Raw genomic sequence first — 26,826 nt, forward strand, 5'->3', positions numbered from 1 at the left:
GGTTTGAGGACAAAGGCATGAAGCAACTGAATCCATCCGAGATCAGTGACATCATTAAAAAGAGAATCGACAAGCTCGATATCTCTTCTGAAGCAAAAAACGAAGGCACCATTCTGTCTGTTGCAGACGGCATTGTGCTGATTCACGGCCTGGCCGATGTTATGTCGGGCGAGATGATTGAATTCGCCAATGGCACTTTCGGCATGGCTCTGAACCTTGAGCGCGACTCTGTTGGCGCTGTGGTTCTGGGTGACTACGAAGACCTGGCCGAAGGCCAGAAGGTTCGTTGTACCGGCCGTGTTCTTGAGGTTCCAGTTGGCCGCGAACTGCTGGGCCGTGTTGTTAATGGTCTGGGCGTCCCGATTGATGGCAAAGGCGAGCTGGGTACCAGCCTGACCGATTCGATTGAAAAGGTAGCGCCTGGCGTTATTGAACGTCAGTCTGTTGATCAGCCGATTCAAACCGGTATGAAAGCGATCGATACCATGGTCCCGGTTGGCCGTGGCCAGCGCGAGCTGATCATCGGTGACCGCCAGATTGGTAAGACCGCTGTTGCCATCGACGCGATCATCAACCAGAAGAATTCCGGCATCAAGTGTATCTACGTTGCCATCGGTCAGAAGCAGTCCTCGATCGCTGCGATTGTGCGCAAGCTGGAAGAGCACGGTGCGATGGATCACACCATCGTGGTGGCCGCAGGTGCGGCAGATCCGGCAGCCATGCAGTTTTTGGCACCGTATTCCGGCACCACCATGGGCGAATACTTCCGTGACCGTGGCGAAGACGCTCTGATTGTGTACGACGACCTGTCAAAACAGGCCGTTGCTTACCGCCAGATCTCTCTGCTGTTGCGTCGTCCGCCAGGCCGTGAAGCCTATCCAGGTGACGTGTTCTATTTGCACTCCCGTCTGCTGGAGCGCTCTTCCCGCGTGAATGCCGACTACGTTGAAAAGTTCACCAACGGTGAAGTAAAAGGTAAAACCGGTTCCTTGACCGCGTTGCCAATCATCGAGACCCAGGCAGGTGACGTGTCGGCCTTCGTACCGACCAACGTAATCTCCATCACGGATGGCCAGATCTTCCTCGAGACCAACCTGTTTAACTCCGGTATTCGCCCGGCGATGAACGCGGGTATATCGGTATCGCGGGTAGGCGGTGCAGCTCAGACCAAAATCATGAAGAAACTGGGTGGTAACATTCGTCTGGCTCTGGCTCAGTACCGTGAGTTGGCGGCTTTTGCCCAGTTTGCCTCGGATCTGGATGAAGCGACACGCAAGCAGCTTGAGCACGGCCAGCGCGTGACCGAGTTGATGAAGCAGAACCAATACAGCCCGATGTCTGTGGCTGAAATGGGGACCGTTCTGTATGCCGCCAACGAAGGCTTCCTTGATGACATAGATGTCACCAAAGTGGTTGAGTTCGAAGCACAGTTACTGGATTGGATGCGTGCCGAGCAAAATGATCTGCTTGAGAAAATCGGCGCTGCCGGCAACTACAACGATGACGTTGTCGCTGGCCTGAAAGCTGCGCTGGAGAAATTCAAGACCACTCAAACCTGGTAACAGCGCCGGCCCGCTGCGGCGGGCCTGTTGGTCCAAATGAGTGTCTAACTTGAAAGGGCAGTGACCTATGGCCATCGGAAAAGAAATACGTAATCAGATCGGCAGCATCAAGAGCACGCAAAAAATCACCAGCGCCATGGAAATGGTGGCGGCGAGTAAAATGCGCAAAGCGCAGGAACGCATGCGGGCGACTCGGCCTTATGCTGAAAAGATGCGCCAGGTAATTGGACACATTGCCAAGTCCAACAAAGATTATCGGCATCCGTTCATGCTTGAGCGTGAGGTGAAGCGTGTAGGCTACATCGTTATCTCCTCTGACCGCGGTTTGTGCGGTGGTTTGAACAGCAACGCGTTCAAACTGCTGGTGCGCGAAATGCGTGACTGGAAAAATAAAGATGTTGCGATTGATCTCTGCGCCATTGGGCAGAAAGGCGCTTCATTTTTCCGCAGCTACGGCGGTAACGTGGTCGCGGCGCTAACGCACATCGGTGACGACCCCAGCGCGGAAGCTTTGATCGGTAACGTTAAGGTAATGTTGGATTCTTTCCGGGACGGCAAAATTGATCGGTTGTACCTGGTTAGTAACGAATTCGTTAACACCATGACGCAAATGCCAAAAGCACAGCAATTACTGCCGCTGCCGGAAGGCACGGAAGAAGATATCGGTCACCAGTGGGATTACCTCTACGAGCCGGATTCACGTCCGATTCTGGACGGGTTACTGCCACGTTATATTGAGTCCCAGGTTTATCAGGGCGTGGTAGAGAATCTGGCCTGCGAACAGGCTGCCCGGATGATTGCCATGAAGAGTGCTACCGATAACGCCGGTGACATTATCAAAGACCTGCAGTTGGTATACAACAAAGCTCGTCAGGCAGCCATTACGCAAGAGATTTCGGAAATTGTGAGCGGCGCGGCATCGGTCTGATCCGCCACAATCCTACTGGTATTATTGACTATGAAGATAGCGAGGAACCGAGCATGAGTAGCGGACACATCGTTCAGATCATTGGCGCGGTTATCGACGTGGAATTTCCACGTGATGCCGTGCCCGGCATTTACGACGCACTTCTGCTTGAAGGTGGCGAAACAACCCTGGAAGTTCAGCAACAGCTGGGCGACGGCGTTGTACGTACCATCGCGATGGGCAGCACCGAAGGCTTGAGGCGTGGCCTGAAAGCAGAAAACACTCACAAGCCGATTTCAGTACCTGTGGGCACCAAGACTCTTGGCCGCATCATGGACGTTCTGGGTCGCCCTATCGACGAGGCGGGCCCGATTGGCGAAGAAGAGCGTTGGGCGATTCACCGAAAAGCGCCTGGCTATGCAGATCAGGCCGCATCTGCCGACCTTCTGGAAACCGGCATCAAGGTTATTGACCTGGTTTGCCCGTTTGCCAAAGGTGGCAAAATCGGCCTGTTCGGCGGCGCCGGCGTAGGCAAGACCGTTAACATGATGGAGCTGATCAACAACATCGCCAAAGAACACTCGGGTTTGTCCGTGTTCGCCGGTGTGGGTGAGCGGACTCGTGAAGGTAACGACTTCTACTACGAAATGAAGGATTCCAACGTACTCGACAAAGTGGCCATGGTTTACGGCCAGATGAACGAGCCCCCCGGAAACCGTTTGCGTGTAGCCCTGACCGGCCTGACCGTCGCTGAGAAATTTCGTGAAGAAGGTCGTGACGTGTTGTTCTTTATCGACAACATATATCGTTACACTTTGGCGGGTACAGAAGTGTCTGCACTGCTGGGCCGTATGCCTTCCGCTGTAGGCTACCAGCCCACGCTGGCTCAAGAGATGGGGGAGTTGCAGGAACGTATTACGTCCACTAAAAGCGGTTCCATCACGTCTATCCAGGCGGTATACGTACCGGCGGATGACTTGACCGATCCGTCACCAGCCACCACCTTCTCCCACCTTGACGCCACCGTGGTATTGAGCCGGGACATTGCTTCCAAGGGTATTTATCCTGCGATCGATCCGCTTGACTCGACTTCGCGTCAGCTAGATCCGCTGGTGATTGGCGAGCAGCATTATACGGTTGCCCGTGGTGTGCAGAACGTTCTGCAGCGTTACAAGGAACTGAAAGATATTATCGCTATCCTGGGCATGGACGAGCTGTCTGAAGACGACAAGCAGACCGTATCCCGCGCCCGTAAGATTGAGCGATTTTTGTCCCAGCCGTTCCACGTTGCCGAAGTATTTACCGGTTCGCCCGGCAAGTATGTGTCTCTGAAAGAGACCATCAGCAGCTTCGAAGGCATCCTTAACGGCGACTATGACGATATGCCTGAACAGGCGTTCTACATGGTCGGCACCATGGATGAAGCCGTCGAAAAAGCGAAGGCTATGAAATTGAAAGAAAGTAAGTAAATCTCTTTCAATTTCTGACCCAAGAGGTTTAGATAATGGCTATGACTGTACATTGCGACGTCGTAAGCGCTGAAAAGAAGATTTACTCCGGTCTGGTAGAGATGCTTATCGCTACTGGCTCCGAGGGTGAGTTGGGCATTCAGTTAGGCCATGCTCCGCTGCTGTCTGCGCTCAAACCGGGCGCTGTGCGGATCATCAAGCAAGGTGGTGAAGAAGAAATTCTGTATGTGTCCGGGGGCTACCTGGAAGTACAGCCGAATCTTGTCACCCTGATGGCCGACACCGCGGTGCGCGCGAAAGACGTCGACGAGGCCGCAGCATTGCAGGCCCAGAAAGACGCCGAAGCGACACTGGCGAATAAAACGGGCGAGTTCGAGTACTACCGTGCCGCAGCCGAACTGGCAGAAGCCGCCGCTCAGCTACGCACATTGCAAAAACTGCGTAAGAACGTTCGTTAACATCGTTCGGCAGGGCTCGCTCTGAACAAGCCGCATCCCGGCGTGGGTAGCGGGTGTTGTGTCACCGTATTGGGTGAGTGCAATGCCGGCACCCACTGCAAGGATGCGGCTTTTTTATTATCTGCATCACCGTTAAACAGAGTCTGACCACAAAGGATGAGTTACCTCATGTCACCGCTGCACGTTGTTATTCTGGCCGCAGGCCAGGGCTCCCGGATGAAATCATCGCTGCCAAAGGTGCTGCACAAGGTTGCCGGGCGATCCATGCTGCACCACGTGATAGTGACTGCCAAAACCTTGGGCGCGGCGGGGATTCACGGGGTAGTTGGCCATGGTGCCGATCAGGTAAAAGCCGCCTCTGCGGGCCATAACGTCAGCTGGGTTATGCAGGAGCAACAGCTAGGCACCGGACATGCCGTTGCCCAAGCATTGCCAGGCTTGCCGGATGATGCGCGAGTGCTGGTGCTTTACGGCGATGTACCGCTGACTACGGCGGACACGTTGCAAGGGTTGGTTCAGAATCTGGATGAAAAATCCCTCGGACTGCTAACGGTCACTCTGGATAACCCCCAGGGCTACGGCCGTATTCTGCGCAACAATGCAGGCCAGGTAACGGCCATTGTGGAACAAAAAGACGCCAGCGCGGAACAACTGGCGATTCGCGAAGTGAACACCGGCATTCTTGCCGTCACGGCTGGCCACTTGAAAACTTGGTTGCCACAGCTTTCTAGTAGCAACGCCCAGGGTGAATACTACCTGACTGATATCATCGCCATGGCGGTGCAGGCGGGCATGACGGTTAACGTTGCTCAACCGAGCAATGCGTTTGAAGTACAAGGCGTGAATAACCGCGTGCAGCTGGCTGAGTTAGAACGCTGGTATCAAAGCCGTGAAGCCGAACGCCTGATGACTGAAGGTGCTACTTTGGCAGACCCGGCGCGGGTAGACGTGCGCGGTGAGCTTAGCATTGGTAACGACGTGCTGATTGATGTCAACGTGGTGTTTATCGGTAAGGTGACCCTGGGTAGCCATGTGTGTATTGGCCCTGGCTGCGTGATCACCGATGCGACCATAGCTGACGGCGCGCAGATTCACGCTCACAGCGTGATCGAGCAAGCCATCGTGGGCGAAAATGCCCAAGTTGGACCCTTTGCGCGCTTGCGGCCGGGTACACAGTTGGCGGCCAACACCAAAGTGGGCAACTTTGTTGAAACCAAAAAAGCCATCTTGGGTGAAGGCAGCAAAATTAACCACCTGAGCTACATTGGCGATGCTACGCTGGGTGCCGGCGTAAACGTAGGTGCGGGCACCATCACCTGCAACTATGATGGTGTGAACAAGTCCCAGACGGTGTTAGGTGATGGCGTGTTTATCGGCTCCAACAGTGCCTTGGTCGCACCGGTCACTATTGGCGCAGGCGCCACCGTTGGTGCAGGCTCAACCATCACCAAAGATGTCGCAGAGCAAGAACTGGCAGTTGCCCGCGGGCGTCAGCGCAATATACCCGGCTGGCAACCGCCAAAAAAACACTGAGTACGATTACTGTTTACTGTTTACTGTTTACTGCTTTCCAGAACTTTTTTCACCGTTTTCACGACAATTCTTACGACGAACAGGACAAACAGCATGTGTGGCATTGTAGGTGCGGTTTCAGAAAGGGATGTTCACGGCATACTTCTTGAGGGACTGCGTCGCCTTGAATACCGCGGGTACGATTCGGCAGGTATGGCCGTGATTGACTCCGCAGCACAGGTGCATCGCGCCCGCGAAGTGGGCAAAGTGGCTGCTTTGGCTGAAGCCATTGCTGCCAATCCGCCGGCGGGTCCTGTGGGTATCGCCCACACCCGCTGGGCTACCCACGGTGCGCCCTCGCAGATGAACGCCCACCCACACATGTCCGGTGACCGCCTGGCCATCGTGCACAACGGCATCATCGAAAACTATCAGGAACTGCGCGAGGAACTGAAAGCCGAAGGCTTCGAATTCACCTCGCAAACCGACACCGAAGTGATCGCCCACCTGATCGAGAAAAAATACCGCATCACCGGCGATCTGTATCAGGCGGTCAGCCAGGCAATCAGCCACCTGCGTGGCGCTTACGCCCTGGCGGTAATACACGCCAATGAACCCGATCACATGGTCGTGTGCCGCGAAGGCAGTCCACTGGTGATTGGCGTAGGCATCGGCGAGAACTTCATTGCTTCTGACCAACTTGCACTGCTGCCGGTAACCGACCGCTTCATGTTTCTGGAAGAAGGCGATATGGCTGACATTCGCCGCGACCGTATGGAGATTCGCGACCGCGAAGGGCACGTTGTGGAACGGCCCATCAATCGCTTTGAACACGGCAGCGATTCCGCTGATAAAGGCGAATATCGCCACTTCATGCTGAAGGAAATCTTTGAGCAGCCGCGTGTCATCAAAGCCACCATGGAAGGCCGGGTGACCGCCAAAAAAGTGCTGGAACAAGCGCTGGGAACGTCCGCCGGAGACCTGCTCAAGAACGTGCGACACGTACAGATTATCGCTTGTGGCACCAGTTACCACGCCGGTATGGTGGCCCGTTACTGGATTGAAGATCTAGCCGGTGTGCCCTGCTCAGTGGAGGTGGCGTCCGAATTCCGCTATCGTAAACACGTAATCCAGCCCGACACCCTGTTCTTGTGCATTTCCCAATCCGGCGAAACCGCCGATACCCTGGCGGCCTTGCGCCAGGCTAAAAAAGCCGGCTTTCGCGCCGCTTTGGCCATTTGTAACGTGCCAGGCAGCTCGCTGGTGCGCGAATCCGATCTGGTGATGATGACCCAGGCCGGCCCGGAAATTGGTGTAGCCTCCACCAAAGCCTTCACCACCCAGCTCACCGCGCTGCTGATTTTCACCCTGGCGTTGGCGCGCCACAACGGCCTGACCGAAGAGCGCGAAGCCGAAATCGTCGAGGCGCTTCATAAAGTGCCGGGACAGGTCGAGCAGGTGTTGGCTTTAGACAGCGCCATCGCCGAGCTGTCTGGCGCCTTTTTGGACAAAGTCCACAGCTTGTTCTTGGGCCGTGGCTCTTTGTTCCCGGTGGCTCTGGAAGGTGCTCTGAAACTGAAAGAAATTTCTTACATACACGCCGAAGCCTATCCGGCCGGCGAGCTCAAGCACGGCCCGTTGGCGCTGGTAGACAGTGACATGCCGGTGGTAACGGTAGCGCCGAACAACGCGATGCTGGAAAAGCTCAAGTCCAACCTTGAGGAAGTCCGCGCCCGCGGCGGTGAGCTGTTTGTGTTTGCAGACTCTCAAGCCAACGTGAAGGCGGAAGAAGGCCTGCATGTTTTATCACTGCCCTCGGTACACGAGATTACCGCGCCTATCGTGTACACGGTGCCGCTACAGCTTTTGTCTTATCACGTGGCCGTGTTGAAAGGCACGGATGTGGATCAGCCGCGTAATCTGGCGAAGAGTGTTACGGTGGAATAAGACCCGTAGGACTCTGGTAGAGTTTTGTCAGAGGACATTATAGTTTGATAAATCCTAATAAAGTCTGATAATTTACATTAAAGTTTGATAAAAGTAAGCCTCCTGCTATTCTAAGTTTAGCAGGAGGCTTTTTTTATGGCAGATACTAATAAACCCATCGATCCGAAACACGAAAGGCTGCTCAAAACCCGTGGCCGGGGAGCAGGAAAAGACTATGAGCCATTCATCAAGGTTCATGAGCTCAGCAGTCAGGGTGAAAGTGTTCGAATTCGAAGTGCTTCGGTCGGTCGAGTGCATCACCTGCTATCTGGTATAGAACTTTATGCCTTCTTGATTTTCGATCAATTTGAGAAAACCATTGATATTCGTGAACAATATCCCCTGCCAATCGAGGATACTCTCGATATCTGTGCTCGCTTGGGTATTCGTCATCCTCAGGTCCGTGGACTTCTGACCGTCGTTTCAACCGATCTTTTGATCGACCTGTCTTCGGGTAAGCAACTGGCGATTGCCGTCAAACCCTCATCAGAACTATCAAAGCTAAGAGTTATGGAAAAACTCCAAATTGAAAAAACATTCTGGGAAGCTCACGGAATCGAGTGGAGGATTTTCACACAGAGGGAAGTAACTGATGGTATGCGAGAAAATCTGCTCTGGATCCAGCCTTACCTAAATCCGGACATGACCAATCACCAAGAGCTGGGCGTTTCAGACGTGCAGGATCTTTTGTACCGGCTGGAGCTGTACCCCCAAGCCAAGGTGACACGACTGTGCGCAAAGCTCGATGACCAATATGAACTAGACCCCGGGTTTCATTTGAGCATCCTCCGGCATGCGGTGGCCTATCGATTCATACGGGCTCCTTTAGATAAAGCGTTCTACAGCTGGACCTATGGAGACCTCGCACTCAGAGAAACAGTGCCAGTCGCCGGGGTGAATAATGCTTCTTAATCAAGTTTTCAGCGATCCCGATACAAATAGACGTCACAGAGTCGTTCTTGAGCATCTAAGTAACTTAATGCTGATCGATATAGATAGCGAGAAAGCCTGGCCTTTCCCAATCTCAGAAGAAGAATTCCACGCAGCTGGATATGAATCTATCTCTGACCCATACCCTTTGGTCAGTATCGAAGAGGGCAGCGTTGGCGCTGCAAGACGGGACGACGCGTGGAGTACCATCAGCCCTTTACTTGGCGATTACGCGCTGATGTTCATCAAGAGTGAGCGTAATCGGCTGATAGGCCAGCTCCTAATATCTACTGATAAGCCGAGGCTTTACATCACTCGCCAACTTCGGCGTTATTGGCAGAGGGGAATGGCACCAAATGCTTTAGCGCCGGACTACTATAAATGCGGAGCCGCTGGGCAGCCAAGGCGCGAAATTGAAAACAAAGTTGGGCGAAAGCGAACGGTTTCCCTAGGGGTAGGTGTACCAGTAACAGAGGAGGTAGCGGAGCTGTTTCGCATGGTGCTCGATGGCTTTTATCTGACCAATGAAAAGGTGCCGCTGACCGCGGCGAAGGATAAAGCTGTTGGCCTCTTTAAAGCACGATATCCCACTGCCACAGAATCGGCGGTGCCCACACTGAAGCAGTTTCGGTATTTCTTTCAGACTAATTATCAGAATAGCGTAGTCATGCGGAAGCGAACTCCTGCACGAATTTACGAAAAAGATATACGAGCGTTGACAAGCACGTCAGCGAATCTGAATTTTGGCCCCGGAGCACGATACGAGATCGATGCGACGATCGGCGATCTTTATCTCGTGGCCGAAGATGATCCTAACGTCATCATCGGTCGACCCGTTTTGTACTTCGTCAAAGACGTGTTTAGTCGAATGGTGGTTGGCATGTACGTGGGCCTGGAAAACCCCTCTTGGGTGGCCGCAATGCTGGCGTTGAGTAATTCCTTTAGTGACAAAACGGCCTATTGCCGGGAATACGGAGTGAATATCCGAACGGAAGATTGGCCCAGTATCGGCATTCCTGCGGGGATGATGGCCGATAGGGGCGAACTTCTATACCGCCAAGCCGATGTGCTGGTTAACAGGTTCGGCGTGCAACTGAGTAACTCACGGGCCTACCGAGGTGATGATAAAGCGATCTGCGAGCGGTTCTTCAACACAATTCAGAGTCAGTTCCGGCCTTACGTGGGGGGTGTAGTGGAGCCGGTGAATGGTAAGAAACGCATCGGTAAGCGCTATGAATTGGATGCAGTGCTGAACCTTTCTGAGTTCACAAAAATGCTGATCAACCTGGTTGTTGTCTATAACACCCAGCATGTTATTGAAGGCTATGACCTTGCGCCCGATATGCCAGTAGACCTGCCATCAATACCGTTGGATCTATGGAATTGGGGAATCCAGAACCGCACCGGCAAGCTCCGGTTATGTGACGAGAGTTTAGCTCGAATTAACCTTTTGCCCTATGAAAATGGAACAGTGTCTCAGGTGGGCATTACCCTCAAAGGTCTTGTTTATACCTGTCGGGAAGCAATTACAGCAGGTTGGTTTGATCGCATCCGCCAGAACCGGCCATCAAAAGTTGAAGTTGCCTTCGATCCCAGGCGAACCAATACGGTCTATCTGAGACCCGACAAAACGTTTGAGAATTATTGGGTGTGCGAACTTTCGGACAGAAGTCGCAAATTTCGCGATATGAGTTTTATGGAAGCCGCTGGCGTGCTCAAAGCTATGGGCCGTACGAAAGCGACCGCTCGACAAGCTGAGGAGTATCGAAAGCCGGATTCACTGGCCGACGTTGAACAAATTGTTGCGACTGCCAAGAAACGACAAAAAATCAATAAGTCATCAGCCAGCGATTCAGCGCGGCTCCGTGGAATACGGGACAATCGCGTGACAGAAAAAGAGACCGAAAGAGACCAAAGTGCTATTAGAAATAATAATCAGGTCAAGCGAGACCGCCCAGCCGATGTAGTGCCTTTCCGCTCTCAAAAAACGCCCTCAAATGAGGGCATAGACTACCCCGATTTGGATGCTTTCTTGGAGGACGATGATGATTAAGTTGCCACTCGCCGAGTACCGAGAAGCAGAAATTCGGGAATATGAAGGGCATCCACTGATTAATGCTTTGCCTCCTATTAACTCACCGCAGGCTACTGCGAAAATGCTAGACCGCTTCCCGAGCGTGGACGAAGCTGAAAAGTTGCTGCCAGCCCACATTCGACGTCATGCAATGATGCGAATTCTGGATCAATTTCTGTATCCAACCAAATCTCATCTACAGTTGGAGCAAATGATTTCGGGCATGATTCGCCGTGGGTATCTGAGCCGGAATATTGCTGCGTCTGATTACCACCGTAATCTTGATGATGTGGCACATACTGACTTCTGCGTAAACCGCTGAAGGTTGCCACCCATTCCACCTGAAGCCTGCCACCCGGACCGGCGCAAGGCTGCCACCCATCGGAGCGTAGCGACGCGGGGGTTTCATTGTTACTCCGAAGCTGTGGTGCCCGTCAACTTTGCTTGTCGTTTTCGCATGGATTCACCCCTGAGGTTGATCTTGTAGGCGTTGTGAACCAGCCGATCCAGAATCGCATCCGCCAGAGTGGCGTCACCGATGACGTCATGCCATTCCTCGATAGGGAGTTGGCTGGTGGCGATGGTGGAACGACGGCCGTAACGGTCTTCCAGCACTTCCAGCAAGTCTCTTCGGTTCTCTGCGCTCAGTTTCATGAGCCCCCAATCGTCCAGGATCAGTACATCGACTTTGGCGAGATTTGCTAGCAGTTTGGGGTACTGACCGTCTCCTTTAGCGATGGTCAGTTCTCTTAACAGCCGGGTCAGGCGAACGTATTGCGCGGTGTAGCCTTCCCGGCAGGCTTTGTGCGCCAAGGCACAAGCCAGCCAGGTTTTGCCAACACCGGTGGGACCGGTGATGAGCACATTCAGGTGTTCCTTCACCCATTGGCAGCTTGCCAGGGATTGGATTAATCCCTTATCCAGGCCGCGTGAGTTCCGGTAATCCAGGTCTTCGAGAACGGCGGTGTGTCGCAGTCCAGCCCGGCGCAGCCGGCTGGTCAGGCGTCGGTTATCTCGTTCGGTCATCTCCCGATCGACCAGCAGTCCAAGGCGTTCCTCGAAGCTCAGTTCCGTGATGTCAGTCGTGGCCGACTGATCAGCCAGTGCGGCGGCCATGCCGGTCAATTTGAGGGCATGGAGTTTGTCCAGAGTCGGATGTTTCAGCATGTCAGGTTCCCTCAGTGGTAGTAGGTTGGGCCGCGGATATTATCGTGGGTATCGGGTAAGGCCAGCTCTTGCTGTTCTTCCAGGGGCTTCTGGTCCAGGCGGTGTTTGAGAATGGATTCAATGCTTTTGTAGCGGCAGCTACCCAGCATTAAGGCGCGCTGGCAGGCGGCTTCCAATCGTGCCTCGCCGTAGCTCTTGCCCAGCCGGAGAATGCCCAGGCAGGAGCGGTAGGCCTGCTGCGGGTGTTTGCGGGCACCCAAGGCGGTGCGGATGAGTTTTTCTGTGGCGGGTCCGGTCTTGGCCGCCCAGGCGATGAGCCGTTCCGGTGACCACTCACCCGCCTGCCGATGGGATTCAGGCATGTGAGCGGCGATGGTGGTATGCCGTCCCTTTTGGTCCGAGCGGCGGTGGCTGGCGATCCGGTTGCCCCGGTAAAAACACTCGATGATGTTGTGGGTGATTCGGACCTCCACCTCCTTCTTGATCAGGGTGTAGGGTACCGAGTAGTAATGCACGTCAACGGCTATGTGGTAGTCGATGTTCACCCGAGCCTTCTTCCACTCTGCGTAGACATACGGTTCTGCCGGTAGCGGCTGTAAAACGGGCTTGTCCAGTTGTTCGAAGTGGTCACGCCGGCAGCCGGGCAACTTTCGGAAGGGGCGGCGATTGAGCTTTTCCAGCAGCTCACGGAGGGTTGCATTGAGCTGTCCGAGCGAGAAGTGCTGACGGTGGCGCAGCGCCGCCAGGATCCAGCGTTCGACGATCAGCACACCGCCTTCCACCTTGGCTTTATCACGTGGCTTTCGGACCCGTGTAGGGACAACGGCCACGCCGTAATGGGCGGCCATGTCCTGGTAGGTTGGGTTGAGGTCTGGTTCGTAGCGGTGAGCTTTGGTGACACCGGACCGGAGGTTGTCGGGCACCACTAATTCGGGAACTCCATTCAGATACTGAAAGACTCGGATGTGAGAGCCAATCCAGTCTGGCAACTTCTGGCTCCAGGTGGCTTCGGCGTAGGTGTAATTGGAAGCGCCCATAACCGCCACAAAGATCTGCGCCTCGTGGATCTCTCCGGTGGTGCGGTCAATGACGGGCACGGTCTGGCCGGCGTAGTCCACAAACAGCTTCTCACCCGCTCTATGGTCCTGGCGCATCACCAGGTCCAGCTTGCCCTGCCAGGCCCGGTAGTGTTCGCAGAACCAGCTGTACTGATACCCCTCTGGGTTTGCCTGACGGTACTCCTGCCAGAGCAGGAACAGAGTGACGTATTTACCCTTCAGTTCATCGTGAATCTGCTTCCAGTCCGGTATGCCCCGGACCTGAGCCGGCAAGTCTGGGGGTGGCGGAAACAGCATTTGTTCTAGGCGAGCCTCCCCCAGATCCTCCGGCAATGGCCAGTTCAGACCGGCTTCGGCTAAACGCCGAAGATACTCGCTTACCGTGGGGCGGCTGACGCCGCAGGCCGCCGCAATCTGTCGGTTGCTTAGCCCTCGCTCCCATTTCAGGCGAAGGACTTCTTTGATCTTACGCATGGATAACCTCTTTGCTGGCATCTGATCTTCTCCGGATGAAAAGACTCAGAGTACCGTTAAGTTATCCCGCGCCGGACGGTTTCGATGGGGTGAGTCAGGCAACCTGCCGGGGTGGCAGCTTTGCCGTGGAATCAGTGGCAGCTTTCGCGTGGAATGGGTGGCAGGCTTCGTCTGGAATCAGTGGCAACCTTGGTCTGGAATACGCAGACTTCACAGCAATCTTACGAAACGCTGGTAATGAGGCGTTGGTCAGTTCTGTCATCGGATGCTCTGGTACCGGCAAGACAACGGCGGTAGAGGCTATCTTAAGGAGTTATCCGCAAGCGATTTACCATCCTGACTACCAACATTGCCAGCTTGTTTGGTTAAAAGTGGAATGCCCCCATGATGGCTCGGTGAAGAGTTTATGTACTCATTTTTTCCGAGCTATTGACGATGCGCTGGGTACGGATTACCAAGCGCTTTATGTGAAAAGTAGATCTTCTGCAGAGTCTATGCTGGGAGACGTTGCTCGTGTGTCTGCGCTGCATTCAGTCGGCGTGCTCGTCATTGATGAGATTCAGCACTTGGAGAAATCTCGGTCGGGAGGTGCGGCCAAGATGCTTAACTTCTTTGTCACTCTGACTAACGAGATCAAAGTACCAGTCCTTTTTATCGGGACGCCCAAAGCCCTAGAGCTTTTTCAGCCGACTATGCGGTCGGCGCGAAGGGCGGCTCAGTTTGGCAGTCTGGACTGGGGGCGGTTTGCACGCACCGAGAATACTGGCAGTGATGAAGAGTGGGAAAGATTCTTCAAGCGACTATGGAAGCTGCAGTGGTTTGAGCACGCAACTCCTTTCACTGATGAAATGATGGACTTGTTCTGGGAGTACACTCAGGGTATTGCGCACATAGCCGTTGCCCTTTTCTATCTCAGCCAGGTAAGAGCAGCTGTGTCGGGTCGGGAGTCAATAGATCGAGCGATCGTAACCAAGGTCTACCAAGAAGAGCTTGCGATGATGCATCCGATGATTGCCGCTTTACGAAGTGGCCGAGAAGCAACGATTCTTCAATTCGCTGACCTTGATATACCCAGGGAGGCGCTGCGTGTTCACAGTGCTTTGCAGAAAGCTTCGTATATGCCTGTTGATCAAAAAACACAGACTGATGCTCAGAGCTCCAAACTGGAGCGTCTGATTGCGATATTAGGTCAGACGGGTATTGGGGAAGATATTGCGCCCATTGTTGTTGAGCAGGCTCTGGAGGAGCGGCCAGATGAGGATTTATTCTCGTTAGTAGCTCATATTAAAAAGCTGGAGGAGAAGACTTCGGCGCAGCCTGAACCCAAAGCCAATCCTCAGAAAAAAGAGAAGTTGCGCCCGGTTTACTTGGAAGATGACCTTCGGTTGACCCGGGATGACGATCCTGAGGAGACATACCGAAGCCTGAAAAAAAGAGGTGTGATTATTGAACTGTCAGCTTATCTCAGATGATACGACGTGAACTCCATACGTTGAACCAATACACGGGTTCAACGTGGTCCAAATCGGTTGCCACTAAAGAGCCACCTCTCAGTATCAGATGGACAAACCTCACCCTGGGCAAAAGCCCCAATCCAATTTTGGTCACATCGTAAAGCTGCCCAGCCGTTTCTCAATGGAATCAAGAAACCCCATCATATCAACCAGTGTTTCGCTCTCAGGAGTTGTCGTCTTATCCTTCAAGTCAGCCGTAACAATGCCATCCCCTACGGTATCTTTTAATGCTGCTTTGAGTCGGGCAGAATAATCAAGCAAGGCTTCATTGCGCTCCCGGCGGCCCAGGGTTTCCAGGGCATTCGCGAGGGCGTAGATCAGCGCTGAGGGGTTGAAATGCGCGTCTTTTCCATTGCTTTCCAGGTATTTGAGGTATAGATCGTGGGCTGTTCCATGCGGTGCCTCAAAGAGCATCGTGCTGCTCTTGCTTTCGATGATGGAGCTTGCGGTGGCGAGGCTACCGCCGAGAGCAGCAGAAATATCAGAAAATATATCCCCGTCCAGGTTCTGGGCAGGGTAAAGCGCACTCCGGGGAGGATCAGTTATCATTTTTATCAGCTGGCTCGAAGGTCGCATGATCATGAAAGCGGGCGGCGAGGTGTGATCCGCGGCCAGTTCGCGGCGCACATCGTTGATGACGGTGCTAAATACCTCGTCGTATTCCATGTATTCTCGTTTGAGACCAAAATATACTTCTTTGTGCTTGCTTGAGGCATCCCTAAAAACTTGGCTGACCCAGTCCTTGATTGCCTCATGGTCATTGGACATGAGCAGGATTGGGTCGCCCTGACTGACACGACGAGCGTGCTTTTCTACTCCATCGACGACAACCTTGAGGATGCCGTCTTCCTGAGCAGGCATGTTGAAACTGCCGTATTGATCACCACCGCCGGCACTCATGCGCGAGATCGAAACATGAGCGCTTCGGACGGGTATGCCGTAGCGTTTTAGCTGCTTGACAAGCTTATACAGTTTTCGACCGGTGGTGTTGTCCGGCACGCCCCACAGTGCGCGCTCTGGCGGGTTGGCAACAATACGGGCGGCCTGCGCATCGACCAGTTCGTAGTAGTAGTTGATACCCACCGCTTCAAATTGCTTTTTGTATTCCGGTTTGTAAATAGCTTCTATAGCGGCGCGCATTACGCCATCGTAGCCAGTAATCACGGTATCTTTCAGGCCGAGGTAAGCATCTCGTTTTTCGTCAATTGCGCGCTTGAAAAACCGGTGAGCCCAGGCTTTAACATCGGCGATGTCATTAGTAGCCAGTAGCCAGGGGTCGCCTTTTTTCACATCACGGCGGTGCAGCTCGACCGGGTTCCCGCTTTTTCCGACGAAGAGCAGTTTGACCACGCCCGTTGATGAGGACAATTCATTGTAACTGTCCTTAATGCCCCCGTTGTCCATGGTGTCGACATCAATATCACGATCAATCCAGTCGGGTTTCCGCACCCTGAGATTCTGGAATTGAATATCCTCCCGGGTGATGTTGCCCCCGATCCCTTTGCGTATTGCGCCATTAGGTGACTTGGTCGCGAGCGGATCAAGCCTGGACTGACTGAGCTCTGGGTGCTTTTCAAGCATCGCATCCAATTGCTCTCTGTTCACGGTCATGCCGGCGTTCTTGACGCCAACACCGTATTTTTTGAGTGCCTCGATGGCTTCGAAAATAACCTGGCCGTTCGTCAGAAACCGATGTTCGGCCGATAAATCGATTTCTATCAGCTCAATAGCCAGACGGGTTGTGACAAACTTTTTCAGGATTTCTTCAAAAGCCACCTGAGCCATCTCATCGCCGTGCAGAATGACCAGCGGTGATTCCACCTGAATTTTATTGACCATTGCTTCCTCCAGTTTTCGGTTGGCTCAAACGCACGGTCAATGAACGTGTGAGACGTTCATTGATAATTGGTGTCGATGCGGTGCGTCCATTTAAGCCTTGAGAACGTTGCGGGGACAACCCCCCAACCAGGATGCGAGTTGACTGTCCGGAATGCGGAGCACGCTCAAGCAAGTCCGGATGCTCTTCCACCATCAATTGGTAACGCTCCTGTACAGGCAAGCTATGATGGCGAAACTCACGTTCACTGATGGTTTCAGCCAACTCTTCCACTAAAACCAGTGCTCAGATCATCCAGAAATTGCCTTCTAGAACAGGTCGTTTCCTTCACCGAGTTGATACCAAACAGACGGCTAAGGTCGCCTCTTAAAATCTCATGTTTAGGCAAGCTTGACTGATTACCCGTGATCCGGGTAGCCCGCATTTCTGGAGACGCCGGGAATGGCGCGTTGGAAAGTTTATTCATCGGTCACCTCCTGTCATCACAGGTATGGGCATCGAGTAGATCAGAGGCGAGCGGTTATTAAGGCTCACCTCAACGATGCCCAGCACATGGACTAGCTTACATGATAATGATATTATAATTAAGGTATAACCTAATTATCATAAGGTGCCATGATGACTAAAAACTTTAAGCAGGCCGCGCTGGACTATCACTCGAAGCCCGTCCCCGGGAAGATTTCCACTGGCCTGACCAAGCCTGCAAGTACGGTGGGCGACCTCTCACTTGCCTACAGTCCGGGTGTCGCGGAGCCAGTGCGCGAAATAGCCCGCGATCCGGATAATGCTTACCTGTATACCGGGAAAGGCAATCTGGTCGCAGTGATCACCAATGGCACCGCGATTCTCGGGCTCGGAAATCTGGGGCCGCTGGCCAGCAAACCAGTAATGGAAGGCAAGGCCCTGCTATTCAAGCGTTTCGCAGGCATTGACTCCGTTGATATCGAGGTCAAGGCAGATACCGCCCAGGCGTTTATCGATACCGTCATTCCCATCTCAGATACCTTTGGCGGCATTAACCTGGAAGACATCAAGGCACCTGAGTGTTTCGAAATTGAGCGAGTTTTGATTGATCGCTGCGATGTTCCAGTATTCCATGACGATCAGCATGGCACCGCCATTGTAACGGCGGCAGGTATGCTGAATGCATTGGAAATCCAGGGTAAGACGCTGGGCACCGCAAAAATTGTCTGCTTGGGAGCGGGTGCAGCGGCCGTTGCCTGCATGCGAATGCTGTTAAGTCTCGGTGCGAAACGAGAAAATCTGTATATGGTTGATCGCAGAGGTGTGATCCGCTCCGGCAGGGAGGGTTTGAATAGCTTTAAGGAAAAATTTATTAATGATGGCGGAGCAAAAACACTGGACGATGCCATTGATAGCGCAGACGTTTTTGTTGGATTATCCGGGCCGGATTTGCTCAATGCTGAACAGCTCAAACAAATGGCACCCCGGCCGATAGTTTTTGCGTGTTCGAACCCTGACCCTGAGATTTCACCCGAACTGGCAATGTCGGTTCGGGACGACCTGATTATGGCTACAGGTCGATCAGACTACCCTAATCAGGTTAACAACGTACTTGGTTTTCCGTTCATTTTTAGGGGCGCGCTGGATGTACGCGCTAAACGAATTAACGAAGCCATGAAGGTTGCAGCTGTTTATGCAATTCGAGATCTGGCGAAAAAGGAAATACCGCAAGATGTCCTAGCCGCCCATCAACTGAGAGAACTGTCTTTTGGGCCCCACTACATTATTCCTAAAGCCATGGACTATCGGTTACTGACGGAAGTGTCAGACGCAGTTGCCAAAGCGGCCATCGAATCGGGTGTTGCACGTTTGCCCTATCCTTCACACTATCCGTTATAGGGAGCCCCAACGTGCCACAATATATTGAGGACAAGTGTTCGGCGACAATTAATATGACCGGTCGGACAGGATAGTTGACGCCGAACAGACAAGCATTCATCGAAGATGATCCTCTTTCTTGCAGGTCGTGAAAAGTTTTCTGACGGCTACTCTGGGTGTGCAAAGTCAGAAAAATTTGGAACGCGACGGTCAGCAAAACGGTGTGTGCACCCTACGTCGTCGTCGGAGTGTTGGTGGTGGTATTGTTTGTACTCACGCTAATTGGAGTGGTTGCCCTGGTTGTTCGCTATGCAAGTTAGAATCAAGCGCTTAAACAGTCGCCACTATCTTAAGGAGGCGAGCGGAAATCTGGAAAGACAGTGACGTGTTGAATTATAATGAAGTTAACATATTATGCTACGTGCTCAGGTAATTTCTTATGGAAACGAAAACGGCCCGGTTAACGATTCTCATCGACCCGATTAAAAAGAAGGCCCTCGAAGACTTATGCGCCTCCCAAGACATTACGACTTCGCAGGTAGTCCGACAGTTGATTCGTGACTATCTGGAGCGGAATGGCACTGAATATGCCACCAAGCCCAAGCCCCTTTCATCAAACGCTACAAATAGATAGTCTAACAACGATAAACAGGGTGCCGATTTTAATAAAAAGGGCTGTTTTCTCCGCTTCCATTGTGATTACCGCCGCGAAATAGCGTTAATCGCAGAAAATGGTTCAGTATGGGAAATCCCAAGTGCTTCTCAAGGGAGAGTGCGCGTGATTTGAACTCTGCACGAGCTTGCCCCGGACGTACCTTCGAGGCAAGCACAATCAGATTGCCGGTGAACAAGTGGCATGTGAATACAGCCTCGAATTTTTTATCAAGCAAACGCAGAGCATTCCCGGTTTCACTCTGGTAGTTGAAAAAGTTGAAAACGGCCCAGCCTCCTTCATCCAGAACATCATGACAGCGGCTCAGGAAGTCTGCTCTGCACTGTTGTGGGTCCATACCGTAGGCATTGTATATATCGCAAAAAAGCAGGTCGGTTGAGCGTTTCTCACTGCGCGCGAGGTAATGTCCCGCATCCTCACAGAAAATTGATAACCTTGGATCTGTAGGCACCTGGAAGAAGTCGTGTGCAACGTCGATAACGGATTGACGGAGTTCAACGGCCGTTAGCTCCATGTCCGGAAAGCGATGGAAAAGGCAGTTCACCAGGCTACCCCCTCCCAGCCCCAGAACGGTCGCGCGACGGGGCAAATCAAATATCAGAGGCAGCAGCATGGCTCGGGTGTGCTCATGCATGAGAAAGCCGGGGTCGTCTTTTCTTTGACAGCTCTGCTCATACACGGAGCCGAAGGTGAAATAGCGCTCATAGCTGTTATCAAATACCTCAACACAGTCGCTCCCGTCATGGAACTCGGCAATCTTGTTTCCCAAACAGAAACCATCCCAAAGCGTATCCGGCATTTAACTGCTTCCTTTTTTGCGCGTTCGTTGAAGTGGGTGTCTGGCGATAGCAGTAGTCCTGGCTAAAACATAATCTCTGCCCGCTTGAATCCCAGAGTCCGGAGCGCCTCAATCGCAGCATCAACGGATGAATAACTGCAGACCTTCTCATCATCTGTCACCAGAAAATGGCTATACCCCTGGCGTTCCTTAAAGAGCAAAATCCATTCTTTTCGTTTAGCGGACGGGGCCTGAACGATGTGCACTTCGGCAATCTCGCCCTTCCGTTGCGATTCTACTATTTCGCTTTTCTTCACTTTTAGATCCTTGAGCCTGGGAGGCGAACGAGGCAGACGCTGGGTGTTAGACGTTACTGTTACCGAATCCCGTTGAATGTGCATTGGATTACCATTACATTATAATGATATTATAACAATATTATAACCACATTATTAAATGAGGACTGACTGGATGAACCTGCTTTCTACTCAGTTGATGGATCTGGAGCCAACGGAGCTGATTGAACACACGCTGTTCCGGAAGGAAGGTTTTTTCGCCAATAATGGCGCACTCTCGATAACCACAGGAAAGCGGACCGGCCGATCACCGGCTGATCGCTTCATCGTTGAGGACGAGCTGACCAAACAGACAGTGGACTGGGGGAAGGTAAATCAGCCCTTTTCCCAACAGAAGTTTGAAGAACTCTGGATGCGGGTCCAGGATACCCTGGCGACGGAAGAGCATTTTTTGTCGCATCTCTCGGTGGGGGCCGATCCGAGATTTGCGATTCCCGTGTCGGTCTATACTGATACTGCGTGGCAAAGCCTGTTCGCCTACAACATGTTTGTACGAACCAGTCCGTTCGAGACAGGTGACATGAAGCGGTGGACATTAATGAGCTGCACGCGATTCACCTGCGATCCGGTGAGAGATGGTACTCATTCCGAATCTGCACTGATTATTGATTTTTCGAGCCGGCGCGTTTTGATTGCTGGCCTGTGCTACGCCGGCGAAATCAAGAAGGCGATGTTCTCTGTGCAAAACTTCCTTCTGCCACAAAATAACGTACTGCCTATGCACTGTTCCGCAAACGTCGGAGAAGACGGGGAGACCTGCCTTTTCTTCGGGCTGTCGGGTACGGGCAAAACCACGCTCTCGGCGGATCCTGACCGTTTTCTGATCGGTGACGATGAACATGGTTGGGCGAAGCATTCGGTGTTCAATATCGAGGGTGGCTGCTACGCAAAGACGATCGATCTTTCGAGGAAGAACGAGCCGATCATCTGGGATGCCATTCGGTTCGGCGCCATTATTGAAAACGTGCAGGTTGATCCTGTGTCCAGGCGTCCGGATTATGCTGATACCGAACTCACGGAGAACGGGCGTTGCAGCTATCCGTTGGAGCACGTGGACAAGCGGGTTGAAGAGAATCAGGCTGGGGAACCGGCCACCGTCATCTTCCTGACATGCGACCTCTTTGGCGTTTTGCCTCCGGTGTCGATACTGACTCCGGAGGCGGCCGCCTATCATTTTTTGAGTGGCTATACTGCCAGGGTCGGCTCCACGGAAGTTGACGGAAACAAGGGTATTGCGCCAACCTTTTCAGCTTGTTTTGGCGCTCCCTTTATGCCACTACCTCCCCAGGTGTATGCCGAGCTTCTGATGAAACGGCTCTCTGAGTTCGGCTCAAGAGTGTATCTGGTGAACACCGGATGGACTGGTGGTTCAGGCACCGCGGATGGGGGCGGCCAAAGGTTCCCGATTCCAGTCACCCGCGCCATTGTCTCGGCTTGTCAGTCAGGCCAGCTTTCAGATGCTGAAACTGAACGCTTGTCTATCCTGAATCTGGCTATCCCCAAAAAAGTACCGGGTGTCGACGAGCATTATCTTAACCCGCGTAAGGCCTGGCAGAATCCGTCGGATTATGACGCAGCTGCACGAACACTGGCAGATTTGTTTAACGCAAATATTCGCCGGTACAACGTGCCGGAGTCGATTCTGAAAGCTGGTCCAGGCCAGGTTGAGTAATCACACCCTGGCCAGCGTGGGTATAACGCCACGAACGCTGAAAAATCAGGAAATCCAGCAAATACGACACAGCAGGGAGTTAACCAATGGCAATGCCTAAGATGTTACGAAATTTGCCAGGAATTGCGACCGGGTTGCGGTCCGCTTTTAAAGAAGGCTACGGCCTAGCCGATCTTCGCAAGGACGTAATGGCAGGGCTGACCATTGGTACCGTGGCGGTACCGCTTTCCATGGCTCTGGCGATTGCAACCGGCGTTCCTCCCCAGCACGGGCTTTATACCGCCATTGTTGCAGGGGTAATCATTGCACTGACTGGTGGCTCCCGCTTTAACGTTTCAGGACCCACGGCTGCATTCGTCGTGATCCTATTTCCCATTGTGCAGCAATACGGACTCGGTGGTTTGCTGATCGCTTCCATGATGGCCGGTTTGATTTTGGTGGCATTAGGCCTCGCGCGAATGGGCCAACTGATTCAGTTCGTGCCCTACCCGGTCGTGCTGGGATTCACCGCCGGCATTGCGGTCGTGATCGCAGTGCTTCAGATCCCTGATTTTCTGGGGCTGGAAGTGGGTCAGATGGGCGAACACTTTGTGGAGAATCTAGGCAGGATAGGGGCCTCATTGCCTTCTATTAATCCGTTTGAGCTGGGAATCGGCTTTTTCTCACTAGCAGTTTTTATCCTCTGGCCTCGCCTGAAGCTACCTTTACCAGCACCCCTGATGGGCTTGGTTGCAGGAGCCATAGGCGCTTACCTGATCAACAGTTTGATGGGGGGTGACGGAACGACGGTCGAAACTATCGCCTCTCGGTTCACGTGGGAGCATCAAGGAGACGTAGGTAGCGGTATTCCACCGATCGCCCCCACTTTTATGGTGCCCTGGTCGTTACCCGGCGCTAATGGAGAACCACTAAAGCTGAACTTTGAGCTCATCCGCTCGTTGATGGGCCCCGCGTTCGCAATCGCCATTCTGGGGGCGATTGAGTCTCTACTTTGCGCAGTGGTTTCGGACGGCATGACCAAAACCCGGCACGACCCCAACGCTGAACTTATTGGCCAGGGCCTTGGAAATATAGTGGCGCCTCTTTTTGGTGGGGTCACGGCCACAGCGGCGATCGCACGGACTGCGACCAGTATCCGAAGTGGTGCTCGCTCCCCCATTGCTGCAGTGGTGCACTCGCTGGTTGTATTGCTTTCCGTCGTGGCGCTTGCGGGGTTGTTGGGGCTTGTCCCAATGGCAGCCTTGGCAGCCCTCCTACTCGTCGTCGCCTGGAACATGAGTGAGGCCCGCCATTTCATGCACACCTTGCGATCAGCTCCCGCTGGGGACGTGAGCGTTCTTTTGGTGTGCTTTGGTCTGACTGTAATCTTCGACATGGTGCTGGCCGTTGCAGTTGGAATTGGTTTGGCGGCTGCCTTGTTTATTCGGCGAATGGCACTGCTCACCCGCACCGACAAGATAGACACAGAAACCCACTCAACGGTTAACGGACTGCCGCCCGAGGTTGCCGTTTATGGTGTCAACGGACCGATGTTCTTCGGTGCTGCAGAGAAAGCACTCACGTCCCTGCGCCTGGTCGATCCTCAGGTCAAAATTATTATCCTCGACATGCAAGGCGTGCCGAGTATGGACGGCACCGCCATAGTAAATCTTCAGACCCTGGTTGAAGACATGCTGCAGGATAATGTCTCGCTGATTCTGACCGGACTACCGACTCGCATCATCGTCAAATTGCGTCGGGCTCATGTGCGGAAAGTCATTGGCAGACTTACCTACGCTGGCAGTCTGACACAAGCCAAAGCTATTGCGCTTCGCTGGCTGGCCTCACAACGGTAAAACGAGGCAGGCCGTTGGATATTTTTCGTGGGTAGGACAACTTTCGATTTTTGCATGGCTCGTGCACCGGCTCAGACATTTAGCTGCAGGCGTACTCCAATGCTTGCGGCATAACCCAGTGCAATGGCGGGGCTACACCTAATTTGAAATGGAATGCGATTGCAGCAGCATTAGGAATGAGGTTTTGATCTGCCCGCTGCAATGTTGCTCTGATCAAGGAGCTGTTAGCTATCCCGTTGAGGACCGGTAGGTCAAAACATCATGTTTTATGCGGCGTCAACTATCTTGTACGGACCGGCCAAGGTAATTGTCGCGCTATAATGTTTACAGAATAACTGACTCCTTTTACACATTAAGCGCACCAAGAAGGCCTGGGCGTCGTTCAGTCAGCTTGGGGGCGAGTATCAGTTGCCAGGATAAATCGTAGTTCTGGTTGGTGGATGTCTAATGCGGTTTTCAGCCACGCTGAAGCTGGAAAGTCATTCAGAGCATTTGCGTTGTCGATGATCCAATTACCGTTCCTGTCAGGTAGCGCCGGAGTCTGCTGTTGAATAGGATCAACGAAGCACTCGATGCCTTCTTCTTCCGACAAAAGTGTCTGAAGTGCTTCAGCGGATTGTTTACTTTCCAGAGTGTCGGACCGATAGACTACGCAACGCCCGAAGCCGCTCCGATAGGCTTTGGAAGCCCTGTTCGCTGTGGTTTTGAGCCACTCCAGTTCTTCTGCTTCAGCGTCATTCCTGATCGGCATGTGGCTCTCCCCGCCGCAGATATCTGGTGTTAAAACATCCGGTACTGTTGCGAGCAGTGAAGTGCATTGTATTGTTGTTGATTGGCGCCGCTCAGAATCGAGGCGTGCGACGTTACCCGATGTGATCAGCCACATCGCTTGTTTGACTATTATTTAATCGAATACACTCTGGTTGAGCAGATATGTTAATGCAATTTCCCAGGGCCCATGACGATGAACTGCTCGGTAGCGTTATAGCGAGATTCGTTCAACGGCAGGGCCTGGGCGACGACAAGGTCGCCTTGGATGAGCTTTTTGCTTCTCAGAAAATTGTGCCGTCGTCGGTCCTTCAGGGCCATGCAAGTCAATTGCTCGCGAATATCGGGCATCTATGGGCTATCTCACCCCGCGAACTGTTAGAGAAACATACCCTTCTCCCGGTGTTTCGTCCCTTCGTAGCTTCCAAGGCCTACGATCACTTTGTCCGTGATTTATGTGGCCAGGGTAAAAACCACAGCATGCTGAGAGCTGGCCTTAATGCTTCGAATATCGTTTGGCCGTCCAATTTCAAGGTCTGTCCTTTGTGTTGTCAGCACCAATTGAGAAGGCATGGCTACCGGTGTTGGCAACGGCTTTTCCAGTGTCCTGGTGTTGAAGCGTGCCCGGAACATAGCTGTCTACTGATCGACACCGGCATCCCTCTGCAGTCACATAGGCGGCATAGGTTTATTGGCACACAGGCCATCACGCAAGATATTCCCGCAGTGTCACCGCTGGCCGCTAGAAAAAATCTGCTGTTATCCATTGGTATTTCAGGCTTGATTCGATGCAAAACGACAGACGTACCCAACATCCATCAGTGGTCGAGATTTTATCGGGACTTGGCGCACCAGCAGGATCTATGTAGGGGAAAAGGCGTGCAGCACCAGGAAATTGCTGCACGGGTTCGAGCCTATTGGGGAGTTGATTGGTTGGAGGGGCAGGGTCTCTCGCTTGACGTTGATGAAAACTGGTTGGTCTCAATGTTCCGAAAGCATCGCCGCCCATTTTCTTATCTCCAGCATTTCGTTTGTTGGTTTGCTCTGTGCGACAAAGAGCCCGTGTTGGGCGACGTGTTAGCTGAGGCTTCCCAATTCTCGAATCAGCCCTTACGGAAAGCAGTGTATTTCTCACCACGCGCAGAGGAGGTTTGTCATCAGTATCGGACGCTCTGGAAAGAGATCCTAAAACGCTATGGCTCATTGCGCGATGTCAGGAAATACAGGGAGGGTGCGCGAGTCTATTCCTGGCTGTACCGGTTTGATTCGCAATGGCTTGCGTCACACAAGCCCGAGAAGATCAGCCCTAAAAGGAAGCCCAAAGTCGATTGGACGAAGCGGGACCGGATAATTGTGCGGGAGCTTTTCGCCATCGAGCGGTCTGTCTGGCAAGATCTGGGAGGTTCCAGGCGGTCGAAGAACTGGTATTGCAAACAAGTTGGCAGTCGAAGAATACTGGAAAAGAAGCTCAGCAAATTACCTCTATGCCGAGAGTTACTTGTTCGATATGCCGAGACGGTCGACGAGTATCAGGCGAGGCGGCTGGCATGTATATTTGCTCGCCTGATTTTAAACAATGAAGGGCGAACACCGAGCTATGAAATTGAAAGAATGGCCGGACTTGATCAAAGCAAGTGTCGTGAAGCTGGCCGACAAATACTATACCAGGTCATCCCAGCCTGGTGCTTTTCTGAGGAGATTGCCTTCCGACAGCACCCTCAAATGGGTTGATGGTATTCATCAGCGAAAATGGTTTTTTGTGAAAGCACGACCCTTTATTAACGTTCTATTCAAAGGCCATTCCCAGAAAGCTGTTCCTGTTGAGCTGATTTCCATGTTGGTTGTTGGGAGTAGTTACGAAAACAAGGAGAGAAGCCCAGCGCTCAAAGTTGAAAAGTGCGATTTCACGGTAGTTGACGAACCAAAGCCGACGCGGTCTGCATCAGGCGTGAAT

At 52.9% G+C, this 26,826-nt stretch carries 24 protein-coding genes; 16 read left to right on the plus strand and 8 right to left on the minus strand.

What is annotated here, in order from left to right; translation table 11 throughout:
- Window positions 1-17 precede the first annotated feature (17 nt).
- The 9 genes from atpA to ATI45_RS15245 all read left to right on the plus strand — a co-directional run bounded on the left by atpA (window position 18) and on the right by ATI45_RS15245 (window position 11,220).
- A complete protein-coding gene (gene atpA, locus ATI45_RS15205) occupies window positions 18-1,562 on the plus strand; it encodes a F0F1 ATP synthase subunit alpha (RefSeq protein ID WP_098420448.1) in 1,545 nt (514 codons plus the stop codon).
- A gap of 67 nt (window positions 1,563-1,629) precedes the next feature.
- Entirely contained in the window at window positions 1,630-2,490 is an 861-nt protein-coding gene (gene atpG, locus ATI45_RS15210; RefSeq protein ID WP_098420450.1) for a F0F1 ATP synthase subunit gamma, read from the plus strand.
- A gap of 53 nt (window positions 2,491-2,543) precedes the next feature.
- Window positions 2,544-3,938: a F0F1 ATP synthase subunit beta gene (gene atpD / locus ATI45_RS15215; RefSeq protein ID WP_098420452.1), complete on the plus strand. Its 1,395-nt coding sequence runs from the start codon at window positions 2,544-2,546 to the stop codon at window positions 3,936-3,938.
- Window positions 3,939-3,973: 35 nt separating this feature from the next.
- The gene (locus tag ATI45_RS15220; RefSeq protein ID WP_007351284.1) at window positions 3,974-4,396 is read left to right on the plus strand and encodes a F0F1 ATP synthase subunit epsilon; all 423 of its coding nucleotides are present in this window, start codon (window positions 3,974-3,976) and stop codon (window positions 4,394-4,396) included.
- Between the two features lie 168 nt (window positions 4,397-4,564).
- The gene (gene glmU, locus ATI45_RS15225) at window positions 4,565-5,929 is read left to right on the plus strand and encodes a bifunctional UDP-N-acetylglucosamine diphosphorylase/glucosamine-1-phosphate N-acetyltransferase GlmU (RefSeq protein ID WP_098420454.1); all 1,365 of its coding nucleotides are present in this window, start codon (window positions 4,565-4,567) and stop codon (window positions 5,927-5,929) included.
- Window positions 5,930-6,022: 93 nt separating this feature from the next.
- Window positions 6,023-7,855, plus strand: a complete 1,833-nt coding sequence (glmS, locus tag ATI45_RS15230; protein WP_098420456.1) for a glutamine--fructose-6-phosphate transaminase (isomerizing) — start codon at window positions 6,023-6,025, stop codon at window positions 7,853-7,855.
- Window positions 7,856-7,990: 135 nt separating this feature from the next.
- The gene (locus tag ATI45_RS15235; RefSeq protein ID WP_098420458.1) at window positions 7,991-8,806 is read left to right on the plus strand and encodes a TnsA endonuclease N-terminal domain-containing protein; all 816 of its coding nucleotides are present in this window, start codon (window positions 7,991-7,993) and stop codon (window positions 8,804-8,806) included.
- Window positions 8,796-10,877, plus strand: coding sequence for a Mu transposase C-terminal domain-containing protein (locus ATI45_RS15240; RefSeq protein WP_098420460.1), 2,082 nt, complete (start codon window positions 8,796-8,798; stop codon window positions 10,875-10,877). The genes ATI45_RS15235 and ATI45_RS15240 overlap by 11 nt, the downstream gene beginning before the upstream one ends.
- Complete coding sequence (locus tag ATI45_RS15245; RefSeq protein WP_218926146.1) at window positions 10,867-11,220, plus strand: hypothetical protein; 354 nt, start codon at window positions 10,867-10,869, stop codon at window positions 11,218-11,220. The genes ATI45_RS15240 and ATI45_RS15245 overlap by 11 nt, the downstream gene beginning before the upstream one ends.
- Window positions 11,221-11,309: 89 nt before the next feature.
- On the opposite strand, the gene istB is transcribed toward ATI45_RS15245, so the two are convergent.
- Window positions 11,310-12,065 (minus strand): IS21-like element helper ATPase IstB, encoded by a 756-nt coding sequence (istB, locus tag ATI45_RS15250; protein WP_098418110.1) that lies wholly within the window; start codon window positions 12,063-12,065, stop codon window positions 11,310-11,312.
- Between the two features lie 11 nt (window positions 12,066-12,076).
- Entirely contained in the window at window positions 12,077-13,618 is a 1,542-nt protein-coding gene (gene istA / locus ATI45_RS15255) for an IS21 family transposase (protein WP_098418109.1), read from the minus strand.
- Window positions 13,619-13,686: 68 nt separating this feature from the next.
- Here istA and ATI45_RS15265 point away from each other — a divergent pair, with 68 nt between their 5' ends.
- Window positions 13,687-15,069, plus strand: coding sequence for an ATP-binding protein (locus ATI45_RS15265; protein WP_228735992.1), 1,383 nt, complete (start codon window positions 13,687-13,689; stop codon window positions 15,067-15,069).
- Window positions 15,070-15,201: 132 nt separating this feature from the next.
- Here ATI45_RS15265 and ATI45_RS15270 read toward each other — a convergent pair whose 3' ends face one another.
- From ATI45_RS15270 to ATI45_RS22295, 3 genes are read right to left on the minus strand one after another with little or no spacing between them, the layout of a single operon-like run.
- Complete coding sequence (locus tag ATI45_RS15270; protein WP_098420462.1) at window positions 15,202-16,950, minus strand: isocitrate/isopropylmalate family dehydrogenase; 1,749 nt, start codon at window positions 16,948-16,950, stop codon at window positions 15,202-15,204.
- Complete coding sequence (locus ATI45_RS22290; protein ID WP_155903126.1) at window positions 16,940-17,221, minus strand: hypothetical protein; 282 nt, start codon at window positions 17,219-17,221, stop codon at window positions 16,940-16,942. The genes ATI45_RS15270 and ATI45_RS22290 overlap by 11 nt, the downstream gene beginning before the upstream one ends.
- Window positions 17,205-17,414: a hypothetical protein gene (locus tag ATI45_RS22295; RefSeq protein WP_155903124.1), complete on the minus strand. Its 210-nt coding sequence runs from the start codon at window positions 17,412-17,414 to the stop codon at window positions 17,205-17,207. Before ATI45_RS22295 ends, ATI45_RS22290 begins: the two co-directional genes overlap by 17 nt.
- A 152-nt stretch (window positions 17,415-17,566) precedes the next feature.
- On the opposite strand from ATI45_RS22295, the gene ATI45_RS15280 reads away from it, so the two are divergent.
- The 3 genes from ATI45_RS15280 to ATI45_RS15290 all read left to right on the plus strand — a co-directional run bounded on the left by ATI45_RS15280 (window position 17,567) and on the right by ATI45_RS15290 (window position 19,424).
- Entirely contained in the window at window positions 17,567-18,811 is a 1,245-nt protein-coding gene (locus tag ATI45_RS15280; RefSeq protein WP_098420464.1) for a malic enzyme-like NAD(P)-binding protein, read from the plus strand.
- Between the two features lie 127 nt (window positions 18,812-18,938).
- Window positions 18,939-19,124 carry a DUF2970 domain-containing protein gene (locus ATI45_RS23340; RefSeq protein WP_416376592.1) on the plus strand — a complete coding sequence of 62 codons (186 nt, stop codon included), beginning with the start codon at window positions 18,939-18,941 and terminating at the stop codon, window positions 19,122-19,124.
- Window positions 19,125-19,229: 105 nt separating this feature from the next.
- Entirely contained in the window at window positions 19,230-19,424 is a 195-nt protein-coding gene (locus tag ATI45_RS15290) for a ribbon-helix-helix protein, CopG family (protein WP_007350135.1), read from the plus strand.
- Window positions 19,425-19,452: 28 nt separating this feature from the next.
- Here ATI45_RS15290 and ATI45_RS15295 read toward each other — a convergent pair whose 3' ends face one another.
- Both ATI45_RS15295 and ATI45_RS15300 read right to left on the minus strand, forming a co-directional pair.
- Window positions 19,453-20,262: a spermidine synthase gene (locus ATI45_RS15295; protein ID WP_098420468.1), complete on the minus strand. Its 810-nt coding sequence runs from the start codon at window positions 20,260-20,262 to the stop codon at window positions 19,453-19,455.
- Between the two features lie 62 nt (window positions 20,263-20,324).
- On the minus strand, window positions 20,325-20,558 hold the full coding sequence (locus ATI45_RS15300; protein ID WP_007350133.1) for a hypothetical protein: 234 nt from the start codon (window positions 20,556-20,558) through the stop codon (window positions 20,325-20,327).
- A gap of 154 nt (window positions 20,559-20,712) precedes the next feature.
- Between ATI45_RS15300 and pckA the strand changes: the two genes are divergently transcribed.
- Together pckA and dauA are read left to right on the plus strand one after the other, a co-directional pair.
- Window positions 20,713-22,269: a phosphoenolpyruvate carboxykinase (ATP) gene (gene pckA, locus ATI45_RS15305; protein WP_098420470.1), complete on the plus strand. Its 1,557-nt coding sequence runs from the start codon at window positions 20,713-20,715 to the stop codon at window positions 22,267-22,269.
- Window positions 22,270-22,355: 86 nt separating this feature from the next.
- Window positions 22,356-24,104, plus strand: coding sequence for a C4-dicarboxylic acid transporter DauA (dauA, locus tag ATI45_RS15310; RefSeq protein WP_098420472.1), 1,749 nt, complete (start codon window positions 22,356-22,358; stop codon window positions 24,102-24,104).
- 382 nt (window positions 24,105-24,486) lie between these two features.
- Here dauA and ATI45_RS15315 read toward each other — a convergent pair whose 3' ends face one another.
- Window positions 24,487-24,990, minus strand: a complete 504-nt coding sequence (locus ATI45_RS15315; protein ID WP_143751168.1) for a hypothetical protein — start codon at window positions 24,988-24,990, stop codon at window positions 24,487-24,489.
- A 47-nt stretch (window positions 24,991-25,037) separates the two neighbouring features.
- Between ATI45_RS15315 and ATI45_RS15320 the strand changes: the two genes are divergently transcribed.
- The gene (locus ATI45_RS15320; protein ID WP_098420476.1) at window positions 25,038-26,603 is read left to right on the plus strand and encodes a TnsD family Tn7-like transposition protein; all 1,566 of its coding nucleotides are present in this window, start codon (window positions 25,038-25,040) and stop codon (window positions 26,601-26,603) included.
- Window positions 26,604-26,826: the final 223 nt, after the last annotated feature.

The sequence above is a fragment of the Marinobacter sp. LV10MA510-1 genome (genome assembly GCF_002563885.1).
Lineage (GTDB): Bacteria > Pseudomonadota > Gammaproteobacteria > Pseudomonadales > Oleiphilaceae > Marinobacter.

Coding starts and splice junctions, on each gene's coding strand:
- atpA (WP_098420448.1), top strand. CDS start 18: ATGAAGCAACTGAATCCATCCGAGATCAGTGACATCATTAAAAAGAGA.
- atpG (WP_098420450.1), top strand. CDS start 1,630: ATGGCCATCGGAAAAGAAATACGTAATCAGATCGGCAGCATCAAGAGC.
- atpD (WP_098420452.1), top strand. CDS start 2,544: ATGAGTAGCGGACACATCGTTCAGATCATTGGCGCGGTTATCGACGTG.
- ATI45_RS15220 (WP_007351284.1), top strand. CDS start 3,974: ATGGCTATGACTGTACATTGCGACGTCGTAAGCGCTGAAAAGAAGATT.
- glmU (WP_098420454.1), top strand. CDS start 4,565: ATGTCACCGCTGCACGTTGTTATTCTGGCCGCAGGCCAGGGCTCCCGG.
- glmS (WP_098420456.1), top strand. CDS start 6,023: ATGTGTGGCATTGTAGGTGCGGTTTCAGAAAGGGATGTTCACGGCATA.
- ATI45_RS15235 (WP_098420458.1), top strand. CDS start 7,991: ATGGCAGATACTAATAAACCCATCGATCCGAAACACGAAAGGCTGCTC.
- ATI45_RS15240 (WP_098420460.1), top strand. CDS start 8,796: ATGCTTCTTAATCAAGTTTTCAGCGATCCCGATACAAATAGACGTCAC.
- ATI45_RS15245 (WP_218926146.1), top strand. CDS start 10,867: ATGATGATTAAGTTGCCACTCGCCGAGTACCGAGAAGCAGAAATTCGG.
- istB (WP_098418110.1), bottom strand. CDS start 12,065: ATGCTGAAACATCCGACTCTGGACAAACTCCATGCCCTCAAATTGACC.
- istA (WP_098418109.1), bottom strand. CDS start 13,618: ATGCCAGCAAAGAGGTTATCCATGCGTAAGATCAAAGAAGTCCTTCGC.
- ATI45_RS15270 (WP_098420462.1), bottom strand. CDS start 16,950: ATGGTCAATAAAATTCAGGTGGAATCACCGCTGGTCATTCTGCACGGC.
- ATI45_RS22295 (WP_155903124.1), bottom strand. CDS start 17,414: ATGAATAAACTTTCCAACGCGCCATTCCCGGCGTCTCCAGAAATGCGG.
- ATI45_RS15280 (WP_098420464.1), top strand. CDS start 17,567: ATGACTAAAAACTTTAAGCAGGCCGCGCTGGACTATCACTCGAAGCCC.
- ATI45_RS15290 (WP_007350135.1), top strand. CDS start 19,230: ATGGAAACGAAAACGGCCCGGTTAACGATTCTCATCGACCCGATTAAA.
- ATI45_RS15295 (WP_098420468.1), bottom strand. CDS start 20,262: ATGCCGGATACGCTTTGGGATGGTTTCTGTTTGGGAAACAAGATTGCC.
- pckA (WP_098420470.1), top strand. CDS start 20,713: ATGAACCTGCTTTCTACTCAGTTGATGGATCTGGAGCCAACGGAGCTG.
- dauA (WP_098420472.1), top strand. CDS start 22,356: ATGGCAATGCCTAAGATGTTACGAAATTTGCCAGGAATTGCGACCGGG.
- ATI45_RS15315 (WP_143751168.1), bottom strand. CDS start 24,990: ATGTGGCTGATCACATCGGGTAACGTCGCACGCCTCGATTCTGAGCGG.
- ATI45_RS15320 (WP_098420476.1), top strand. CDS start 25,038: ATGTTAATGCAATTTCCCAGGGCCCATGACGATGAACTGCTCGGTAGC.